This is a genomic window from Arthrobacter sp. MP_M4, from assembly GCF_035984855.1.
Classification (GTDB): domain Bacteria; phylum Actinomycetota; class Actinomycetes; order Actinomycetales; family Micrococcaceae; genus Arthrobacter.
The window spans coordinates 1-1,200 of the sequence record NZ_JAXCHX010000071.1; the positions used below are offsets into that span (position 1 = coordinate 1).

1 protein-coding gene is annotated in these 1,200 nt (G+C 63.2%); it reads left to right on the forward strand.

Annotated elements, in window-relative coordinates; all coding sequences use genetic code 11:
* Window positions 1-80: 80 nt before the first annotated feature.
* Window positions 81-1,200, forward strand: a protein-coding gene (locus tag RCH15_RS19060) for an IS3 family transposase (protein WP_326962218.1) whose coding sequence is annotated in 2 segments (ribosomal slippage) — window positions 81-354 and window positions 354-1,200 — 1,121 coding nt annotated over the 2 segments. Because the reading frame shifts where the segments join, the coding sequence is not laid out codon by codon here. This gene is flagged as partial in the annotation.

Below are 1,200 nucleotides of genomic sequence, written 5' to 3' on the forward strand. Positions count from 1 at the left end.
TGGTTGGGTCCCCATGTAGAAGTCCAGTGTTTGTGTGAGTTTCGTGTCCGAGAATGGACACAGGAGGAAATTCACGAATCATGGCACGCAGACATACCCCCGAGCAGGTCATCGCTAAGGTCCGGCAGGGCCAGAAGATGCTCAACGACGGACGTCCGATGGTCGAGGTCATCAAGGAGCTCCAGGTCACGGAGGCGACCTGGTACCGGTGGCTGAATCAGTACGGGTCCGAGAAGAACGCCGAGGCGTCCAAACGGACCAGGGAGCTGGAGAAGGAGAATGCCCGGCTCAAGCGGCTGCTGGCGGAGAAGGAATTGGCCATCGACATCCTGAACGAGGTGGCCAAGGGAAAATTCTGAGCCCCGAACCCCGCCGCCGTGCCGTGCGCATGGCGGTGGAGAAGTTCGGGGCTTCCGAACGCTTGGCCTGTAACGTCCTGGGCCAGAACCGGTCCGCGTTCCGCAAGAAGAAACCCGACATGGGCTTCGAGGAAGCGCGGCTCCGAGCAGCTCTGCGCGCCGTCGCGGTGACGCACCCGGTGTGGGGTTGGCGGAAGGCCCGCTGGCACCTGCTCGCCCAGCCGGAGTGGGCTGGAGTGGCGCTGAACAGGAAGCGGGTGCGCCGGCTCTGGCGCGACGAAGGACTCACCTGCAAGCCCAGGGCGAGGAAGAAGCGGCGGACCGGGCCCGGAGCCGGGGAGCAGAAGCGGCTCACGGCCGAGTATCCGATGCATGTGGTCAGCTTCGACTTCCAGTCCGACGTGACTTCCTGCGGGCGGCACATCCGGTTCTTCAACGTCATCGATGAGTACACGCGCACGGCGCTGGCGATCATCCCGCGCCGGTCGTTCAAGGCCGCGGACGTGGTCGCGGCGCTGGAGAACATCATCGCCGAAACCGGCACCGCCCCGACCTACGTCCGGTGCGACAACGGGCCGGAATTCACCGCGGCCGCACTGATCGACTGGTGCAACACCGCCGGCGTGGACACCGCCTTCATCGACCCGGGATCACCCTGGCAGAACGGCTTCATCGAATCATTCAACGCCCAGTTCAGAAGGGAACAACTCTCCGGAGAAATCATGGACACCATGGCCGAAGCGAAGTATTTGGCCGAGGAATGGAAAGCTATCTACAATCATGAACGGCCCCACGGATCCCTGGACGGCATGACGCCGAACCGCTACTGGGAAAACTGGAC